Raw genomic sequence first — 15,722 nt, 5'->3', positions numbered from 1 at the left:
TGAGTTTATTGAGGAACAATTCATGTCTGCATTTACCCCGGCAAGTGAAGTCTTGCTGCGTCACAGTGATGATTTCGAAGAAAGCCGTATTCTGTTTGCCGGAGATATGCAGGATGACCTGCCCGCGCGTTTCGACTGTGCTGAAAGCCGTGCCCACACCCAATACTACCACCACTGGCAGGTGCTGAGCCGCCAGATGGGCGAGCGCGCGCGCTTTAGCCTGGTGGCAGAGCAGAGCGACATCGCCGACTGCGATACGCTGATCTACTACTGGCCGAAGAATAAACCGGAAGCCCAGTTCCAGCTGATGAACCTGCTCTCCCTGCTGCCGGTCGGCTGCGATATTTTCGTGGTCGGTGAAAACCGCAGCGGCGTGCGTAGCGCGGAACAGCTGCTGGAAGGCTATGCGCCGCTGAACAAAGTCGACAGCGCTCGCCGCTGTGGTCTGTACCATGGCCGTCTGGAAAAACAGACAACATTTGATGCGCAGGCATACTGGGACGAGTACCAGCTTGACGGCCTGACCATCAAAACGCTGCCTGGCGTGTTCAGCCGTGATGCGCTGGATACGGGCAGCAAGTTGCTGCTTTCCACTCTGACGCCGCACACCAAAGGCAAAGTGCTGGACGTGGGCTGCGGCGCGGGCGTGCTCTCTACCGTGCTCGCCAGCCATTCGCCAAAGGTGCGCTTAACCCTGTGTGACGTGAGCGCCCCGGCGGTTGAAGCCAGCCGCGCAACGCTTGCCGCAAACGGCATTGAAGGCGAGGTGATTGCGAGCAACGTCTTCTCCGACATCACCGGTCGCTTCGACATGATCATCTCTAACCCGCCGTTCCACGACGGTATGGAGACCAGCCTGGAAGCAGCACAAACGCTGATCCGTGGTGCTGTCCGTCACCTCAACAGCGGCGGTGAGCTGCGTATCGTCGCGAACGCCTTCCTGGCGTACCCGAAAGTGCTGGATGAAACCTTTGGCTTCCACGAAGTTATCGCCCAGACGGGTCGCTTTAAGGTCTACCGCACCGTGATGACGCGTCAGGCCAAAAAGTAATCGCCTCCCCTGTAGGCCGGATACGCGAAAGCGCCATCCGGCTATACAGGGCGCGTCCATCGGCCATTTTTCCATCAATCAAGGCATCACGCGCACTTTTCTGTTGACGTAAAGCTGAAAACATCTAGAATGCGCCTCCGTGGTTACGATACTTTTACAGTATCGATGGTATGCGAAGGTGGCGGAATTGGTAGACGCGCTAGCTTCAGGTGTTAGTGTCCTTACGGATGTGGGGGTTCGAGTCCCCCCCCTCGCACCATAAATCACAATGATATTGCTCGCACTGGGCGAAGGTGGCGGAATTGGTAGACGCGCTAGCTTCAGGTGTTAGTGTCCTTACGGATGTGGGGGTTCGAGTCCCCCCCCTCGCACCAACGAGGCGATATCAACATAGCAATAAAAAGTAAGATGACTGTGCGAAGGTGGCGGAATTGGTAGACGCGCTAGCTTCAGGTGTTAGTGTCCTTAGGATGTGGGGGTTCGAGTCCCCCCCCTCGCACCAATTATCTTACAACCCCTCTGAATATCTTCTTTTCCCTGTTATTTCAAACTCATCAGTATCACCAGAATTCCACTGACCAGCGCGACACACGATGGCAGTAAAACAAAGTGACGCAGTTGCTTATGCCAGATCATGCCTGACGTGACTAACAGTCCTGACACAATGATGGCTTTCCAGGTATCAAGAGAGAGATCGGCAAACGTCAAACCGCCGAGAATGGCTCCCGGTAGCAATACCCCCCAACCGCTGCCCAGCGCCCTGTTCAACATGATCTGCCCTCTTTCAACGATAATGATAACTAATATCATATGACAGAGATTATCATTTGTCAGCTGAATGAATCAAAATCCATCGACCTTTACCTTTCCCGTAATGACAGGAATTGCCTAAGGTGATAAATTGCGCACCTGTTAACAACGTCTAAAGATTTTCTGATAATTACTCTTTGCGCTTTTTGCATATTTTATTGCGAAACGACATCTATTTATTTGTTTTAATTAAATTTTAATAAAAACACACGACTATGACATCACAATCCTGGCGGTCTTTGGTTCACAGAAAATATCAATTATCGTTACGTTTATTTTTATTTCTGAACGCAACCTCGGCTGTGTTCTCGGTAACAAACCCGCTCAATTCTGTACGCCTGTTTTCCGCCCCTCTGATTGCTATTTTCTCCATCAGTACCGGCCTGTTCATCTGGCACTGGAGAAAGCGCGCGCGGAAGATAAATATTCCTGTCGTTTCAGGGATCTTCGGTATTTTGTGGGCCTGGCAAATTGTCTCCAAATCCGCCTTAATTACCCATGATCATGCGACGTATTTGTTAATCGCGCTTTTAACGGTGCTTTTTATCGGCACGCTGGCGTTCGCCAGTAATATCAAAGCCTTTACGCTGCATTCACTGCCCACCTTTATTGTCTGCCTGTGGTTAAGCGATCACGATATATGGCTGAGAATGACCTATTCTTTCGCACTTCCTGTGGTGGCAATTGCTATTCATAACATTTTGCAAAGACGCAACGACCGTTTCGCTCAGGAGCTGCTCTCTCGCCTTCTGGAAGAACGAGAAACCCTTACCGATCTCAGCATGATGGACCCGCTTACCGGGCTCTATAATCGTCGCGGTCTGCAAAGCCGTCTGGAGAATCTGCCCACGGTAGAAAATGGCGAGCACTTTGTCCTGCTGATGGATATCGACCACTTCAAAGCCTATAACGACCATTACGGCCATATGATGGGCGACCAGGCGCTGAAGCGCGTCTCTGCAGCAATCCGCGATGCCGTGCGTTCTCGCGATATTGTGGCGCGTTTTGGTGGGGAAGAGTTTATGGTGCTGCTGACCAACATTTCACTCGAACACGCCCGCCAGACGGCCGAGCGGATCCGTCAGAAAGTCTATGATTTGAAAATCCCGCATCTGTTTAACGAAAGCGTCGCGACAAACGTCACCATCAGCATTGGTATCGCCATTTTCGAGGATGAAGACGTGGAAGGCGCGCTGGAAAAAGCGGACAAAGCCCTCTATGAAGCAAAGCATATGGGACGCAATAACATTCTGTTAAGTGAAGAGATTCAGACGGCGTAGACATAACGACGATGTCACCCGGACAAAAGTCTTGCCATTGGTATGAGCAATAGTTAGGATTGGCAATCATTATCATTTAGATTTCTATCTATACTATGGCCACGCATACTGCACACATTGTCGAACCTCTCCTCTGGCGAGCGCCGCTCACCAGCGGGAATGCTTCGCTTGCAGATGCGATACGGGACAAAATTGCGGAAACGCGCGCCCATCTGCTGGATTTTATCCGGCTTGATGAAGCGCCCCCGTCCCATGCAATGACACTCTCAGAGTGGCGACAGCCGTCAAAGCTGCAATCGCTGCTGGCCACCTATTCCGACCATATCTATCGCAATCAACCCACCCTTACGCGGGAAAATAAACCCCTGCTCTCTCTCTGGGCGCAGTGGTATATCGGGTTGATGGTGCCGCCGCTCATGCTGGCGCTGTTAACACAGAAGAGCATGCTGGAACTCTCGCCGGATAATTTCCATGTTGAGTTTCACGAAACCGGACGTGCTGCCTGCTTCTGGATTGATCTCCACGAGAACCACAGCGCTGAACCCCTGACGGCTCAGGAACGTATGGAGCAGCTCATCACCCAGACTCTGATCCCGGTGGTGGAAGCGCTGGAAGCGACGGGAGAGATTAACGGGAAGCTTATCTGGAGCAATACGGGCTATTTAATCCACTGGTATTTAACGGAAATGAAGCCGCTTCTCGGTGATGAGAACGTTGAGGCCCTGCGTCAGTCCTGTTTCTTTGCCAGGCAGCTTTCCGATGGCCGTGACAACCCGCTATTCCGCACCGTTGTACTCCGTGACGGGCTTCTGGTTCGCCGCACCTGCTGCCAGCGTTATCGCCTGCCGGACGTTAAGCAGTGTGGAGATTGCACGCTGAAGTAGAGCAGTGAATTGCCCGGTAGCGCTTCGCTTACCGGGCCTACAAAAACAAAAAACGGCAACCTGCGTTGCCGTTTTGTTTTCACCTATGCCACCTGTTGATTGTCCTCTTCCGCGCTACGCTGCGCTTCTTCCGCTTCCTGCTCCAGCAGCTGCTTCTCATACACTTTGAAGAACGGGAAGTAGATGATCGCCGATACGCAGGCCAGAACCACAACCAGAATCGCCGCGCGGAAGTCCCAGCCCAGGGCCCACGCAGCCCCTATCGGCGCCGGTGCCGTCCAGGGAACGACCGAGATGACGCGCCCAATCAAATCAAACGTCATCGCCGCCCACGCCAGCACGGCGTTGACCATTGGTGCCAGCAGGAACGGAATAAAGAACACCGGATTCATTACAATCGGTGTACCGAAAATAACCGGCTCGTTGATGTTAAAGAAGCTGGGAACCACGCTCAAACGGCCAATAGAGCGTAAATGCGCTGAACGACTGCGCAGATAACAAATCACCAGCCCCATCGTGGCGCCCGACCCGCCAATCACGATAAAGAACGTCCAGAACGCCTCCATGAAGATATGCGGCAGAGGCTGGCTGGCGGCCAGTGCGGTCTGGTTAGCGCCCAGGTTAGTCAGCCAGAACATCTGCAACATTCCGGAGACGATGGCAGCGCCGTGGATACCGGCGAACCACAGCAGATGACCAATCAACACGGCCAGCAGGATCGCAGGCAGAGAATCCGCCGCGGAAACCAGAGGTTTAAAGACCGACATAATGGCCTGCGGGATCAGCATGCCGAACTGAGACTGAATCACCAGGCTCAGAGGATAGAGGGTCACCACCACCACCAGCACCGGGATCAGCAGATCAAAAGAGTTTTTGATCATCGGCGGGACCTGGTCCGGCAGGCGAATGCCGATGTTATGCGCTTTGAGGAAACGCATCATTTCAACGCAGTAAATCGCCACCAGAATCGCGGTAAAAATGCCCGTTCCCCCCAGACTGTCGACAGGGAGCGTGCCTTTGGTTTTGGGTGCCGCGACCAGCAGAAACGCCATCAGCGACAGCATGGCGCACATAAACGGGTCCAGCTGATGAGATTTGACGTAGTGTTTGCCAAGGTTATAGGCAATGGCCGCACAGATATAAATGGACATAATGCCCATTGTCATATCAAACGGCGTCAGGATTTGGCCCTCAAACTGCTTCGCCATATCCAACCAGGCACGGGCGAAACCCCAGGTGGTATCAGGCGAAAAAGGTGGGTAAGCGAACACTAACAAAAACGAACCCACAATCATAAATGGCATCGCGGAGATGAACCCGTCACGAATAGCCATAACATGACGCTGGGACGAGATCCGCCCGGCTATCGGGCTGACGTAATTTTCGACGAAACGGAATATCAGGTTAAACGCAGCATGGTTGGCAGACATGGCAGATCTCCTGTCAGACGTTTGTTACGGGCACATACGCGCCGCACGTTGTTCCATACATCAGCTTCACAACCTTGCTGGCTTGCCAACCAGCGGTACTGCTCAGACGAAATGGTTTCATATTTGGCTCTTATTATTGGATACAGGGGACGTTACGTACTCAGTATTAATCTACGCTTCCCGCTCTGCAACCGGTTACTGTAACCGGTTTCTGTGATTGTGAAGAGGATCCAGAAATCAGCCGTTTGGGATATTTGTTACTTAAGAGATATTTACAGAGCATAATTTCTTATGACAGATTACGCAGGATATTTGTCAGGAGGAAACAATGAGTTTGCAGTCTGTACAGCAGTTTTTTGCCGACAACGCGCCGGATATAGACGTTATTGAGCTTAGTCAAAGTACTGCTACCGTTGCGTTGGCTGCTGCCGCCCATCGTGTCGAGCCGGGACAAATCGCCAAGACCCTGTCACTCAAGATTAAAAATGAGGTGATTCTGGTCGTGGCGAAAGGCGATGCGCGTCTGGATAACAAAAAGCTGAAAGACACGTTTGGTGCGAAAGCGCGCATGCTCAGCAGTGATGAAGTAGTGACCATCACCGGTCATCCCGTTGGCGGCGTGTGCCCGTTCGGGCTGGAAAACCCGCTCGCGGTGTATTGCGATGTCTCTTTAAAGCAGTACGCCGAAGTGCTGCCTGCCGCAGGCGCAATTCACAGCGCTGTGCGCATTTCACCTGACAGAATGGCAGAGCTGACTTCCGCAAAATGGGTGGATGTCTGTATCTGATTGACGCGCCAGAGCGTATCTGGCGCGCAAAAAACGCTTTATAAAAAGGTGGGCGTGAGGAGAGTCAAACATTGCGGCTCTCTTGCAGGAAGATGCGTAATAATATCTGCCGCATCGAGTAACCCTACGTCTGAATTCACGCCCAGTTTCACCATCGCATTAAACTTATGTGCCCGGATGGTCTTAATATTCCGTTCAAGATGTGCCGCGATTTCAGGGATGGAATACCCGCAGGACATATAACGCAATATTGCCCTTTCTGTGGGGCTCAGCATCCTGTTTTGGCTCCGGTACCAATGATTCAGCATATTGTCATTGATACGCAGCGTTTCGCTCAGCAACTCCACGAGTTCCTTCTGCAGATGCTCAAGCGTCACCGATTTACTGACGACACCGTGCAGGCGTGATGGAGAAAGATGACTAATTAGCCGTGCTTCCATCTCGTCAGAAACCAAAATGATGCGCTGGATATGGCCGTGCGTAAACGCAAGGTCCCGCAGGTGCGCCAGGCAGTTACGACGCTCCTCTCGCGCATCGGAAAGGGAATAGATCAGCGAGAAAAAATTAACGTGACGAAGTGCATTCTTAAAGCTGTCAAATTCACTAAACAGGTGTAGTTGGTAATGGCTCAGGCCGGGCATGGCAAAAAGATGCTTTAGCCCGACAGCCGTCATCGTGCAACTTTCGATGATGGCGATATGTCTTGTTGAATCGGTTTTTTCCATTCCTCGAACTCTCCATAGGCTGACAACAAACTCAGCTCTCTCACTCCCTGTGTACTGTTGATCCAGGCGTACATATCCGCATTGCTGCGTAATGAAAGCCGTCGCATCGCACTGTTTTTCTGCGCACTGATGGTTTTATTGCTCTTCTTAAGCAATGTGGCGATTTGGTTAATCCCCCATCCTTTCCCTAACAGACGCAGGACCTTACGTTCGGAGTGCGTAAGCGCGATAACGTGTTCGCTTTCATCCTCCGTGCCCTGAGGCTCCGGGGTTAATAACGTCTGGCTTATCCGCTCTGCCCGCTCACTCCCTGCCCGAATCGCGTTAACCACGCCTTCAATGGGTTCCATATCAGAAAGCAACGTACTTTCCGGGCGCATAAGTAACTCAACCGCAATAGGGTAAAGCGGACGCGAGACTAAAAAGATCCAGTGAATGTCCCGGTATTGATTCAATAAACTGTAGTATTCTTCAAGCGCACCCCGAGGATTCCTGTATTCGCCTGAAATATCGGCAATAATGACGTCCGCGCGGCGTAACTGGAGCAGCGTTAATTCCTGCAATGAGCGGCAATAGCTCAATTCAAAATCGGGGAAATGACGTGCCATCACGCCCCCTAACCCGTTTTGCATCACGGGCATCCGGCTAATGACAACGCCATGCTTACCATGCAATGACAACATAGACCCTCCGTGTCCATTTTTCATTTGATGAGTAACGTTAAAACACATCAACGTATGACTATTTCGTCCCTGAGTGTAAGACTGGTTAATACAAGCAGAAGATGAGATGTATGCTTAGTTTAAGAAATGCCTAAACAGCAGTAATATCTCACAAAGCGAAATAAAATTTAATTGTGGAGTCATTAAAATAACGACAATTTAAAATTAGAATAACTAAATACAAATATTTTATATTTTGATATTAATAATTCACGGCATTAATAAATTAATCCCACCCCCTTTCACGTCACCGCCAGCCACTGTTTGCACAAACCTTGATCTGGCCCACAGCAAGAGGGACTGCACTTTGTGCTAAAAGTACTCATTATGAGCTAACCGGCAACCTCTCCATCTTTTTCAGGACACGACATGCAGGCAGAGCGGTCAACGCAGCGTGCTATCACGCGGCTATGTATTCAGTGCGGTCTTTTTCTGCTTCAGCACGGCGCGGAAAGCGCGCTGGTTGAGGAGCTTTCCACCCGGCTGGGGCTGGCGCTAGGGATGGACAGCGTCGAAAGTGCCATCTCATCTAATGCCATTGTGCTGACCACGATTAAAGACGGTCAGTGCCTGACCTCCACGCGCAAAAACCATGACCGCGGCATAAACATGCACGTCGTGACCGAAGTGCAGCACATTGTCATCCTCGCTGAACATAAGCTTCTCGATCTCAGGGAGATTGAAAAACGGTTCAACCAGATCAAGCCATTACGTTATCCGCGCTGGCTCGTCGTGTTGATGGTAGGGCTCTCGTGCGCCTGCTTTTGTAAGCTCAACAAAGGCGGATGGGACGGAGCAATCATCACCTTTTTCGCCAGCAGTATCGCCATGTATGTTCGCCAGTTGCTGACGCATCGGCAGCTGCACCCGCAAATTAACTTCTGCATTACCGCATTTGTCGCCACCACGGTTTCTGGCCTGCTGCTGCGTCTGCCGCAGTTTGCCAACACCCCGACCGTTGCCATGGCCGCCAGCGTGCTTCTGCTGGTTCCGGGCTTTCCGTTGATCAACGCCGTCGCCGACATGTTTAAAGGGCACATCAATACCGGTCTGGCACGCTGGGCTATCGCCAGCCTGCTGACGCTGGCGACCTGCATCGGCGTGGTCATGGCCATGACACTCTGGGGGCTACGCGGATGGGCGTGATCGATTTTCTGCTGGCACTGGCGCAGGACATGCTTCTGGCCGCGATTCCGGCCATCGGCTTCGCGATGGTATTTAACGTCCCGCAACGCGCTCTGCCGTGGTGTGCCCTGCTGGGCGCGATTGGCCATGGCTCACGCATGGTGATGATGACGGCGGGTTTTAACATCGAATGGTCGACATTTATGGCCTCCATGCTGGTCGGCAGTATCGGCATTCAGTGGTCGCGCTGGTACCTGGCACATCCCAAAGTATTCACCGTTGCCGCGGTGATCCCGATGTTCCCGGGCATATCGGCCTATACCGCAATGATTTCCGCGGTGAAAATCAGCCATTTCGGCTATACCGAGCCTCAGATGATCCTCCTCCTGAGCAACTTTCTTAAGGCGTCCTCCATCGTCGGCGCGCTCTCCATCGGGCTGTCGATCCCCGGCCTGTGGCTGTACCGCAAACGCCCACGCGTTTGATATTTGTGTTATTTCGCTGCCGTGGAGATAATCCGTCTGGTCCGTTTGGTGAAAATAAGGAAAGGATGTGGCTAACCCTGGCAGCGAACACCCCGAGCACAGTGAAGAATCCAGCCTGAAAGAGAAAATCTTTCAGAGCGCCATCGCGCTTTTTGCCGAGTATGGATTGAACGGTGCACGGATGGAGCAGATCGCAGAGAAAGCGGGCACCACCAAACGCATGGTGGTTTACCATTTCAAGAATAAAGAGAACCTCTATCTCCTGGTACTGGAACATGTTTACACCCAGATTCGCGCCAGTGAAAAAGCGCTAAGCCTGACGGGAATGCCCCCGGTCGAAGCGCTGGTCAATCTGGTTGAAGCCACTTTTGACTATCATGCCGACCACCCTGACTACATCCGGATTATCTGCATGGAAAACATGCAGCGCGGCCGCTTTATGCAGCAGTCGAGCTATCTCCGCCAGGTCAACCGCAGCGCGCTCGACCTGCTGGAGGAGATCCTGCGCCGGGGGAAAGAAAAACAGCTCTTCAGTGAGACGGTAGACGCCCGCGATCTTCATCGTCTGATAAGCAGCTTCAGCTTTCACTACGTTGCCAACAGCTACACCTTTACGCTGCTGTTTGAAGAAGGCGCAGACGAACAGGCGCAGCGCCAGCACTACCGCAAAATGGCCGTTCAGGTGGCGCTCCGTTACACCTGCCCATAAAATTGCTTGCAATTAAATCGTACACTATCTATATTCATCTCATGAACGCGAAAACGAACGATGCAACCGCTGCGCTCAAGCTGGATAACCAGCTCTGCTTTGCCCTCTATTCGGCAAATCTGGCGCTTAACAAGCTGTACCGGCAGCTGCTGGCACCGCTGAACCTGACCTACCCGCAATATCTGGTGATGCTGGTGCTGTGGGAGCAGGATGATATGACGGTGTCGGACATCGGTGAACGGCTGTTCCTTGACTCTGCGACCCTGACGCCGCTGTTGAAGCGTCTGGAAAGCGCCGGGCTCATCAACCGCCACCGTTCACGCAAAGACGAACGTCAGGTCGCCGTCACCCTGAGTGAAGCGGGACGTGAGCTCCAGCAGCAGGCTTTGGGTATCCCCCATGCGGTAGGGTGCGCAGCGCAGTGTGATACTGACACCCTGCTGGCGCTCAAACAGCAGCTCGAACTTTTGCGACAACAGCTACACCGCGCGTAACGCTATACTTTACGCGTTATTATTTATCCATATATATCGCACGCTATTTAATAGTACACATTAAAACAAGATGAGGAACCTGCCATGTCTTTAGAAAAAGTTGTTTATACCGCCAAAGCAAAAGCCACCGGTGGCCGTGACGGTCGTGCCACCTCCTCCGATGGCGTACTGGACGTCAAACTGGGTGTGCCAAAAGAGATGGGCGGCATGGGGGGAGACGTGACCAACCCTGAGCAGCTGTTTGCCGCGGGCTACTCTGCCTGCTTCCTGGGCGCGATGAAATTCGTGGCCGCACGCGACAAATTTACCCTGCCTAAAGATGCTTTTATTGAAGGCGAAGTGGGTATTGGCCCGCTGCCTACCGGTTTTGGTATTGAAGCAAAACTGAACATCCATGTTGAAGGTATGGATCCTGCGGAAGCTAAAAAGCTGGTCGATGCGGCGCACATTGTTTGCCCGTACTCTAATGCAACCCGCGGCAACATCGACGTCACGCTGAACATCATCGCGTGATAACGGCCCGGCGGCGCTGCGCTTATCAGGCCTACAACTGTAGCCCCGGGAAGCGCAGCGCCGCCGGGGAAATCCCCTCCTTCCCTTTCCCCTCTCTGTGCTACCATAAGCCCATATCACGCCCGTAGTCATCAGTAGAGTAAGCGTTATGTCCTCCAGAATTCTGACCACCAGCATTGCTGGTATTGATGCCTTTATGCGCGACCCTCGCGGTGTGTTGACCCACGCCGAAGGGGGCACGGTTGCGGTTTTTGCCGACAACGCGCCAGCGTTTTACGCAATCACACCGGAACGTCTGGCACAGCTTCTGGAGATCGAAGCGCAATTGTCACGCCCGGCAAGCGATGTCACGCTGGATAACCAGTTCTTTGATGAACCGGTTAACGTTCCCGTGACCGTTCCGATGGGTAAATTCGCCCTCTATGCGGGCTGGCAGCCGGATGCAGATTTTCAGCGGCAGGCCGCGCTGTGGGGCATTGCGTTAACCCAACCCGCCACCGCGGAAGAGCTTGCCGCGTTTACCGCCTGGTGGCAGGCGGAAGGGAAAGTGTTCACCCATATTCAGTGGCAGCAAAAGCTCGCGCGTCATCTCCAGATTACCCGCGCCGGCAACAATGGCCAGCCAAAACGTGATATCAATGCGTTTTCAGAACCGGATAAACAGATCCCCAGCGGATTCCGAGGTGCGAAATGAAGAACGTCGGCGACCTGATGAAACGTCTGCAAAAAATGATGCCTGCCAACGTGAAGCCTGCTTTCACCACCGGTGAAGAGCTGCTGGCGTGGCAAAAAGAGCAAGGTAAGATCCGCGCCGCCGCGCTTGCCCGCGAAAATCGGGCGATGAAAATGCAGCGCACCTTTAACCGTTCCGGTATTCGTCCCCTGCACCAGAACTGCTCGTTCGATAATTATAAAATTGAGACCACCGGGCAGATGAACGCGCTGGCCGCCGCGCGGCAGTACGTGGATGAATTCGACGGCAATATCGCCAGCTTCATCTTTAGCGGCAAGCCGGGCACCGGCAAAAACCACCTGGCTGCCGCCATCTGCAACGAGCTGCTTCTGCGCGGTAAATCGGTCCTGATCATCACCGTGGCCGATATCATGTCCGCGATGAAAGACACCTTCAGCAACCGCGAAACCAGTGAAGAACAGCTGCTTAACGATCTGAGTAATGTCGACCTGCTGGTCATCGACGAGATTGGCGTTCAGACGGAATCCCGCTATGAAAAGGTGATCATTAACCAGATTGTCGATCGCCGCTCCTCATCCAAACGCCCCACCGGCATGCTGACAAACCACAACATCGACGAGATGACCCGCTTGCTGGGGGAACGCGTCATGGACCGCATGAAGCTGGGCAACAGCCTGTATGTCATCTTCGACTGGGACAGTTACCGCAGCCGCGTCACCGGGAAAGAGTATTAAGACAGTTCCAGGAATCGCCGACAGGTCGCAGGTATATACTGGAACCCCTTCGGCCCAAAACGGACCTTTTTGAGAGAGCCATGATGAAAAAACAGATTCTAATCAGCACCTTTTTAGGTGCGCTGCTGGTAACCGGTGCAGCGCAGGCGGCGTCCTGGCAGGAGTCCCTGTCAAGCGCAGCAAACGAGCTGACCAAAGAGAGCAGCAGCACGCAGGGCGGACTCTCCGCCTCTTCCCTCACCAGCCTGCTGGGCAACAGCGGTCAGAGCCTGAGCGCGGGCACGATGAACAACGCGGCGGGGATTCTGGAATATTGCGCGAAGCAAAAACTGGCCTCCGTGACCGACGCGCAAAACGTGAAAAACCAGGTGCTGGGTAAACTGGGTCTGGATACCCAGGAGCAAAAAGCGGACACCAACTACATGGACGGCATTCAGGGCCTGCTTAACGCGCAGAACGGGCAGCAGCTTAACCTGAGCACCCTCGGCAACTCTTCTCTGGCCAAACAGGTGAAAACCAAAGCCTGCGATCTGGTGCTGAAACAAGGCGTTAATTTCATCTCCTGATCCACCCCATTTTCTGCCACAACACGCCGCGTTTAATGCGATAGTCTTGCAGCGCGGCGCTAAATGAGCGTTTTTCCTGCCTGCCACCGTCTCAGCGTCCGTTTGTCAGGATGTGCACGTCTTCATAAAAACGATTTTCTAAACCAAATCCTAACAACAGCACACTTTCGTGACACTAAAATTGCAGCTTAACGACATCGCAATTACATTGTATGACCCAAAAAATAAACAGTTAGCCAGCAAAGCATCTGGCGTCACGAGGATATGCTGTTGTCTGAATTCCTGTCTCTTATCCTTTTTCTGGCTTCTGTCGGCGTTTACGCCTGGAAAGCCGGCCGTCACACCTGGTGGTTTATCGCCACGCTGGTGGTGCTCGGCATTTTTATTATTTTAAACATTACCTTATACGCCAGCGATTACTTTACCGGTGACGGCATTAACGATGCGGTGCTCTACACGCTAACAAACAGCCTGACGGGCGCGGGTGTAAGCAAGTACATTCTGCCGGGGCTCGGCCTTGTCGTTGCGCTGGTCACCATTTTTGGCGCACTGGCCTGGGTGCTGCGTCGACGTCGCCATCATCCGCACCATCATGGCTACAGCCTGCTGGCGTTATTCCTGGCGCTGGCCTCCGTCGACGCCAGCCCGGCGTTCCATCAGATTACCGAACTGGTGAAATCCCAGTCGCGCGACGGCGATCCGGATTTCGCGGCTTACTACAAAGAGCCGTCGAAAACGATCGCTAACCCGACGCTCAATCTGGTCTATATCTACGGTGAAAGTCTGGAGCGCACGTACTTTGATAACGATGCCTTCCCGGACCTGACGCCAGATCTGGGTGCGCTGAAAAATGAAGGTCTCGATTTCAGCCACACCATGCAGCTGCCCGGTACGGATTACACGATTGCCGGTATGGTTGCCTCCCAGTGTGGTATCCCGCTGTTCGCGCCTTTTGAAGGTAACGCCTCAGCCTCCATGTCGACCTTCTTCCCGCAGAATATTTGCCTCGGCGATATCCTGAAAAACTCCGGCTACGAAAACTATTTTGTGCAGGGAGCAAACCTGCGCTTCGCCGGAAAAGATGTGTTCCTGAAATCCCACGGTTTTGACCACCTGTACGGCTCAGAAGAGTTAAAAACGACGGTTGCCGATCCGAGCTACCGCAACGACTGGGGCTTCTATGACGATACGGTACTCGACGAAACCTGGAAGAAATTCGAGGAGCTGTCCCGCGCGGGCAAGCGTTTCTCTCTCTTTGCGCTGACGGTGGACACTCACCATCCTGACGGGTTCGTCTCGCGCACCTGCAAGCGCAAAAGCTATGACATTGATGGTAAAAACAATAAATCATTTAGCGCCGTCACCTGCAGTCAGGAGCACATTGCCGCGCTGGTCGAGAAAATCAAAGCCTCGCCCTGGTTTAAAAACACCGTCATCGTCGTCTCGTCTGACCATCTGGCGATGAAAAACAGCGCGTGGGACCAGCTCAACAAGCAGGATCGCAGCAATCTGTTCTTCGTCCTGCGCGGCGACCAGCCGCAGCAGGAGGAGATCGCCACCAAACGCAACTCCATGGATAACGGCGCCACCGTGCTAGACATCCTGGGCGGCGACAACTTTATTGGCCTGGGCCGCAGCACGCTGTCGGGGCAATCCCTGTCGGAAGTGTTCCTCAACATGAAGGAAAAAATCCTCGCCTGGAAGCCCGACATCATCCGTCTGTGGAACTTCCCGAAAGAGATGAAGGACTTCACCGTCGATCGGGATAAAAACACCATTGCCTTCTCGGGCAGCAACTTCCGCCTGCCGCTGCTGGTACGCGTGTCGGAGGGTCGCGTTGAGCCGCTGCCAGAAAGCGAGTATTCCGCGCCGCTGCGCTATCAGCTGGCCGATTTTGCGCCACGCGATAACTTCGTCTGGGTCGACCGGTGCTACAAAATGGGCCAGCTCTGGTCGCAGCCGCTGGCGCTCTCTACCGACTGGTGTGTTTCTCAGGGCCAGCTCGGCGGCGAGCAAACCGTGCAGCACGTGGATAAGGCAAACTGGAAAGGCAAAACCGCCTTCAACGATACGGTGATTGATACCGCGCGCTATCAGCGTAACGTCGACATGCTGAAAATCGTCGACAACGATATTCGCTACAAAGCGGACAGCTTTATCTTTAACGTGGCCGGCGCGCCGGAAGAAGTGAAACAGTTTAGCGGCATCTCGCGGCCGGAGTCCTGGGGACGCTGGTCCAACGCGCAGCTGGGCAATGAGGTGAAAATTGAGTACACCCATCCCCTGCCGGAACAATTCGACCTGGTGATCACCGCCAGGGCCTATGGGCCGAATGCTAACAAGCCCGTCCCCGTGCGCGTGGGCGATCGGGAGCAGACGTTAACGCTTGGAAACGACGTGAGCACGCACACGCTGCATTTTGAGAATCCTTCACGCAGCAATACCCTGGTCATCGTGCCGCCGGACCCGCAGTCCACGAACGAGGGGAATATCCTTGGGCATTCACCGCGCGAGATCGGGATCGGCATGGTCGAAATCAAAATCATCAGCAAAGCGGGTTAATGCGCGTCGCGCCCGGCGTTCTGCCGGGCGCTTATGAAAATAAATAATCCTATATAATTCTTATAAATTAGATAAAAACACCTTATATAAGCCATTTTTATCTATAAATATCCCGCCAAAAACCAAATCCATAAAATGTGCAGCTCCTGAA

General features: G+C 53.2%; 17 protein-coding genes and 3 tRNA genes. 16 read left to right on the top strand and 4 right to left on the bottom strand.

Annotated elements, in window-relative coordinates; all coding sequences use genetic code 11:
• Nucleotides 1-22: 22 nt before the first annotated feature.
• The 4 genes from rsmC (at nucleotide 23) to KGP25_RS03565 (ending at nucleotide 1,553) form a co-directional block, all read left to right on the top strand.
• Nucleotides 23-1,051 (top strand): 16S rRNA (guanine(1207)-N(2))-methyltransferase RsmC, encoded by a 1,029-nt coding sequence (gene rsmC / locus KGP25_RS03580; protein WP_039265277.1) that lies wholly within the window; start codon nucleotides 23-25, stop codon nucleotides 1,049-1,051.
• A 172-nt stretch (nucleotides 1,052-1,223) separates the two neighbouring features.
• A tRNA-Leu gene (locus tag KGP25_RS03575) sits at nucleotides 1,224-1,310 on the top strand.
• A gap of 28 nt (nucleotides 1,311-1,338) precedes the next feature.
• Nucleotides 1,339-1,425 (top strand) — tRNA-Leu (locus tag KGP25_RS03570).
• 42 nt (nucleotides 1,426-1,467) lie between these two features.
• Nucleotides 1,468-1,553: transfer RNA gene (locus KGP25_RS03565), tRNA-Leu, on the top strand.
• Nucleotides 1,554-1,591: 38 nt separating this feature from the next.
• Here the strand turns inward: KGP25_RS03565 and KGP25_RS03560 are convergent.
• Nucleotides 1,592-1,861, bottom strand: a complete 270-nt coding sequence (locus tag KGP25_RS03560) for a DUF1435 domain-containing protein (RefSeq protein ID WP_048028591.1) — start codon at nucleotides 1,859-1,861, stop codon at nucleotides 1,592-1,594.
• 215 nt (nucleotides 1,862-2,076) lie between these two features.
• Here KGP25_RS03560 and KGP25_RS03555 point away from each other — a divergent pair, with 215 nt between their 5' ends.
• Nucleotides 2,077-3,141 (top strand): GGDEF domain-containing protein, encoded by a 1,065-nt coding sequence (locus tag KGP25_RS03555; RefSeq protein WP_223539988.1) that lies wholly within the window; start codon nucleotides 2,077-2,079, stop codon nucleotides 3,139-3,141.
• Between the two features lie 95 nt (nucleotides 3,142-3,236).
• A complete protein-coding gene (fhuF, locus tag KGP25_RS03550) occupies nucleotides 3,237-4,025 on the top strand; it encodes a siderophore-iron reductase FhuF (RefSeq protein ID WP_048028595.1) in 789 nt (262 codons plus the stop codon).
• An 83-nt stretch (nucleotides 4,026-4,108) separates the two neighbouring features.
• Here the strand turns inward: fhuF and KGP25_RS03545 are convergent, their stop codons facing one another.
• Nucleotides 4,109-5,455, bottom strand: coding sequence for a PTS sugar transporter subunit IIC (locus KGP25_RS03545; protein WP_045907731.1), 1,347 nt, complete (start codon nucleotides 5,453-5,455; stop codon nucleotides 4,109-4,111).
• A gap of 328 nt (nucleotides 5,456-5,783) precedes the next feature.
• Between KGP25_RS03545 and KGP25_RS03540 the strand changes: the two genes are divergently transcribed.
• Nucleotides 5,784-6,242 (top strand): YbaK/EbsC family protein, encoded by a 459-nt coding sequence (locus tag KGP25_RS03540; protein WP_223539987.1) that lies wholly within the window; start codon nucleotides 5,784-5,786, stop codon nucleotides 6,240-6,242.
• 38 nt (nucleotides 6,243-6,280) lie between these two features.
• Here the strand turns inward: KGP25_RS03540 and bglJ are convergent, their stop codons facing one another.
• Both bglJ and KGP25_RS03530 read right to left on the bottom strand, forming a co-directional pair.
• On the bottom strand, nucleotides 6,281-6,916 hold the full coding sequence (gene bglJ, locus KGP25_RS03535) for a DNA-binding transcriptional activator BglJ (RefSeq protein ID WP_048028597.1): 636 nt from the start codon (nucleotides 6,914-6,916) through the stop codon (nucleotides 6,281-6,283).
• Nucleotides 6,913-7,650, bottom strand: a complete 738-nt coding sequence (locus KGP25_RS03530) for a LuxR C-terminal-related transcriptional regulator (protein WP_223539986.1) — start codon at nucleotides 7,648-7,650, stop codon at nucleotides 6,913-6,915. Before KGP25_RS03530 ends, bglJ begins: the two co-directional genes overlap by 4 nt.
• Before the next feature lie 408 nt (nucleotides 7,651-8,058).
• On the opposite strand from KGP25_RS03530, the gene KGP25_RS03525 reads away from it, so the two are divergent.
• From KGP25_RS03525 to opgB, 9 genes are all read left to right on the top strand, one after another.
• A complete protein-coding gene (locus KGP25_RS03525; RefSeq protein WP_048028601.1) occupies nucleotides 8,059-8,835 on the top strand; it encodes a threonine/serine exporter ThrE family protein in 777 nt (258 codons plus the stop codon).
• On the top strand, nucleotides 8,826-9,299 hold the full coding sequence (locus tag KGP25_RS03520; protein ID WP_045907727.1) for a threonine/serine exporter: 474 nt from the start codon (nucleotides 8,826-8,828) through the stop codon (nucleotides 9,297-9,299). Before KGP25_RS03525 ends, KGP25_RS03520 begins: the two co-directional genes overlap by 10 nt.
• 67 nt (nucleotides 9,300-9,366) lie before the next feature.
• Complete coding sequence (locus KGP25_RS03515) at nucleotides 9,367-10,008, top strand: TetR family transcriptional regulator (RefSeq protein WP_008502090.1); 642 nt, start codon at nucleotides 9,367-9,369, stop codon at nucleotides 10,006-10,008.
• Nucleotides 10,009-10,049: 41 nt separating this feature from the next.
• Nucleotides 10,050-10,502 (top strand): MarR family transcriptional regulator, encoded by a 453-nt coding sequence (locus KGP25_RS03510; RefSeq protein WP_023293337.1) that lies wholly within the window; start codon nucleotides 10,050-10,052, stop codon nucleotides 10,500-10,502.
• 84 nt (nucleotides 10,503-10,586) lie between these two features.
• Nucleotides 10,587-11,015 carry an organic hydroperoxide resistance protein gene (locus KGP25_RS03505; RefSeq protein WP_008502092.1) on the top strand — a complete coding sequence of 143 codons (429 nt, stop codon included), beginning with the start codon at nucleotides 10,587-10,589 and terminating at the stop codon, nucleotides 11,013-11,015.
• Between the two features lie 148 nt (nucleotides 11,016-11,163).
• A complete protein-coding gene (dnaT, locus tag KGP25_RS03500; protein WP_048225551.1) occupies nucleotides 11,164-11,709 on the top strand; it encodes a primosomal protein DnaT in 546 nt (181 codons plus the stop codon).
• Nucleotides 11,706-12,443, top strand: coding sequence for a DNA replication protein DnaC (dnaC, locus tag KGP25_RS03495; protein ID WP_008502094.1), 738 nt, complete (start codon nucleotides 11,706-11,708; stop codon nucleotides 12,441-12,443). The genes dnaT and dnaC overlap by 4 nt, the downstream gene beginning before the upstream one ends.
• Before the next feature lie 83 nt (nucleotides 12,444-12,526).
• Nucleotides 12,527-13,009, top strand: a complete 483-nt coding sequence (locus KGP25_RS03490; protein WP_024908282.1) for a DUF2501 domain-containing protein — start codon at nucleotides 12,527-12,529, stop codon at nucleotides 13,007-13,009.
• A 270-nt stretch (nucleotides 13,010-13,279) separates the two neighbouring features.
• Nucleotides 13,280-15,571: a phosphatidylglycerol--membrane-oligosaccharide glycerophosphotransferase gene (opgB, locus tag KGP25_RS03485; protein WP_223539985.1), complete on the top strand. Its 2,292-nt coding sequence runs from the start codon at nucleotides 13,280-13,282 to the stop codon at nucleotides 15,569-15,571.
• The last annotated feature ends 151 nt before the right edge of the window (nucleotides 15,572-15,722 follow it).

The organism is Enterobacter sp. JBIWA003 (assembly GCF_019968825.1).
Lineage (GTDB): Bacteria > Pseudomonadota > Gammaproteobacteria > Enterobacterales > Enterobacteriaceae > Enterobacter > Enterobacter quasiroggenkampii.
Note: the sequence above shows the minus strand (reverse complement) of the source record. Positions and strands in the feature narration are given on the sequence as shown.

Excerpts from the sequence above, each read along its gene's own strand:
- rsmC (WP_039265277.1), top strand. The coding sequence starts at position 23 with ATGTCTGCATTTACCCCGGCAAGTGAAGTCTTGCTGCGTCACAGTGAT.
- KGP25_RS03560 (WP_048028591.1), bottom strand. The coding sequence starts at position 1,861 with ATGATATTAGTTATCATTATCGTTGAAAGAGGGCAGATCATGTTGAAC.
- KGP25_RS03555 (WP_223539988.1), top strand. The coding sequence starts at position 2,077 with ATGACATCACAATCCTGGCGGTCTTTGGTTCACAGAAAATATCAATTA.
- fhuF (WP_048028595.1), top strand. The coding sequence starts at position 3,237 with ATGGCCACGCATACTGCACACATTGTCGAACCTCTCCTCTGGCGAGCG.
- KGP25_RS03545 (WP_045907731.1), bottom strand. The coding sequence starts at position 5,455 with ATGTCTGCCAACCATGCTGCGTTTAACCTGATATTCCGTTTCGTCGAA.
- KGP25_RS03540 (WP_223539987.1), top strand. The coding sequence starts at position 5,784 with ATGAGTTTGCAGTCTGTACAGCAGTTTTTTGCCGACAACGCGCCGGAT.
- bglJ (WP_048028597.1), bottom strand. The coding sequence starts at position 6,916 with ATGACGGCTGTCGGGCTAAAGCATCTTTTTGCCATGCCCGGCCTGAGC.
- KGP25_RS03530 (WP_223539986.1), bottom strand. The coding sequence starts at position 7,650 with ATGTTGTCATTGCATGGTAAGCATGGCGTTGTCATTAGCCGGATGCCC.
- KGP25_RS03525 (WP_048028601.1), top strand. The coding sequence starts at position 8,059 with ATGCAGGCAGAGCGGTCAACGCAGCGTGCTATCACGCGGCTATGTATT.
- KGP25_RS03520 (WP_045907727.1), top strand. The coding sequence starts at position 8,826 with ATGGGCGTGATCGATTTTCTGCTGGCACTGGCGCAGGACATGCTTCTG.
- KGP25_RS03510 (WP_023293337.1), top strand. The coding sequence starts at position 10,050 with ATGAACGCGAAAACGAACGATGCAACCGCTGCGCTCAAGCTGGATAAC.
- KGP25_RS03505 (WP_008502092.1), top strand. The coding sequence starts at position 10,587 with ATGTCTTTAGAAAAAGTTGTTTATACCGCCAAAGCAAAAGCCACCGGT.
- dnaT (WP_048225551.1), top strand. The coding sequence starts at position 11,164 with ATGTCCTCCAGAATTCTGACCACCAGCATTGCTGGTATTGATGCCTTT.
- dnaC (WP_008502094.1), top strand. The coding sequence starts at position 11,706 with ATGAAGAACGTCGGCGACCTGATGAAACGTCTGCAAAAAATGATGCCT.
- KGP25_RS03490 (WP_024908282.1), top strand. The coding sequence starts at position 12,527 with ATGAAAAAACAGATTCTAATCAGCACCTTTTTAGGTGCGCTGCTGGTA.